This window comes from Ruegeria sp. N10, assembly GCF_056531545.1.
In genome coordinates, this window is the sequence record NZ_JBQFLY010000053.1 from 1 (window position 1) to 1,962 (window position 1,962).

The 1,962-nt window shown below is 59.6% G+C and carries 1 protein-coding gene; it reads left to right on the forward strand.

Annotated elements, in window-relative coordinates:
- The first annotated feature begins 167 nt into the window (after positions 1 to 167).
- A complete protein-coding gene (locus tag ACR0JI_RS21885) occupies positions 168 to 1,946 on the forward strand; it encodes an ABC transporter ATP-binding protein (RefSeq protein ID WP_480496672.1) in 1,779 nt (592 codons plus the stop codon).
- The last annotated feature ends 16 nt before the right edge of the window (positions 1,947 to 1,962 follow it).

The window sequence follows — 1,962 nt, forward strand, 5'->3', positions numbered from 1 at the left end:
TTGCTTGAGTTTTTTGGTATTGGTTGCGGGTTTGAGGGTTAGGTCTTATTTAGCGTGTTTGGATGTTGGGATGGGTTGGTCTGCCGCAGGGTTGCATCTGTCCTTTAGGCGCGGCGGGATATGGGGTATCTGGGCGTGCGCACCGTTTCACGGATTTGGAGAACGCAATGATGAAGCGCGCCTGGAACAAGTGGCGATCGGGCTATATGGGCCGGCTTGTCGGTGAGAGCTTTTATGCGCAGGGCGGGCTTTACGGCGTTGCGATCCTGGCGATGATCGCGGTGGCGGTCACCACCGCCGGCTCGGCTTACATGATGGAATATATCATCGATGCCATGACCAACCCGGAATTGCGGGGATGGGTGCATGTCATTGCGCTGGGGGTTGTGCTTCTGTTCCTGACCAAGGCGGTGGCCTCGTATATTCAGGCCGTTTTTCTGGCACGCGCGGGCAACCGGATTGTGGCCCAGCAGCAGGAGAAGCTGTACCGCAAGCTGGTCCGGCACGGAGTGTCGTTCTTCTCGACCACTGAATCGTCGGATCTGCTGATGCGCACGACCAATGGCGCGCAATCGGCCCGGGGCCTGATCGATGTTCTGGTCACCGGGTTTGTCCGCGATGCCCTGACCCTGGTCGGCCTGATTGCGGTCATGGTGTATCAGCAGCCGGTCCTGTCGGTGATGTTCTTTGTGGTGGGCCCGATTGCCCTGCTGGGGGTGCGGTATCTGCTGAAAAGCGTGCGCTCGATCATGCAGGCCGAGTTCAAATCGCTGGCAGAGATCATCCGGGTGCTGCAGGAGACCTCGGCGGGGATCAAGGTGATCAAGGTGTTTGCGCTTGAAGATCGCATGATCGACCGAATGGAGACCGCGATCCGGAAGGTCGAACAGCGCTCGAACGACATCGCCCGGCTGCAGGCCATTGCCAGCCCGCTGATGGAGTTTCTGGCCGGTCTGGCGGTTGCCGGGGTTCTCATTGTCAGCACGATGGGTATCGCGGGTGCCGAACAGCCGACCGCGGGTCAGCTGATGTCCTTCATCACCGCTTTGCTGATGGCCTATGAACCTGCCAAGCGCCTGTCCAGGATGCGGGTCCAGATTGAAACCTGCATGGTCGGTGTCGGCATGTTGTTCAGCCTGCTGGATCAGGAGGACACGATGGTGGAAAGCCCCCGGGCCCGTGACCTGAGTGACGGCCCCGGACAGATCACGCTGCGCAATGTGACCTTTGGCTATCAGGGCACGGTGCCGGTGATCGACAACATGAGCGCCACTTTCGAGGCCGGGAAAACCACCGCCCTTGTCGGCCAGTCCGGTGGTGGCAAATCCACGTTGTTTGGCCTGATCATGCGGTTTTACGACCCCGATCAGGGCAGCGTCGAGATTGATGGCCAGGACCTGAGGGAGGTCAGCTTTGCCTCGCTGCGGCGGAAAATCTCGTATGTCGGTCAGGACACGTTCCTGTTCTCGGCCTCGGTGATGGACAACCTGCGCTGCTCGGCGCCCGATGCAAGCGATGAAGAGGTGATCGCGGCAGCCCGGGCCGCACATGCGCATCAGTTCATCACCGACCTGCCGCAGGGCTATGAGACCCCGGTGGGCGAGAACGGAACCTTTCTGTCGGGCGGTCAGAAACAGCGCATCGCGATTGCCCGTGCCATTCTGCGAAAGGCCGAGATCCTGCTGCTGGACGAGGCCACAAGCGCGCTGGACGCGGAATCGGAATCGCTGGTCAAAGAGGCACTGGACGCCCTGACACAGGATGTCACCGTCATCGTCATCGCCCACCGCCTGTCAACCGTGCTGGAGGCAGACAAGATCATCGTCATCCAGGACGGCGCTATCGCCGAACAGGGAAACCTCGACCAACTCATGCAGAAAAACGGCCCCTTCAAAAACCTCTTCGACCAACAGTTCAACAAACACAAACAAAAAGTCGCACAGTAATAGGGGGAGCTGAAAA

What these genes read in the sequence shown, in the direction of transcription:
- ACR0JI_RS21885 (WP_480496672.1), top strand. Translation starts at nt 168, where the DNA reads ATGATGAAGCGCGCCTGGAACAAGTGGCGATCGGGCTATATGGGCCGG.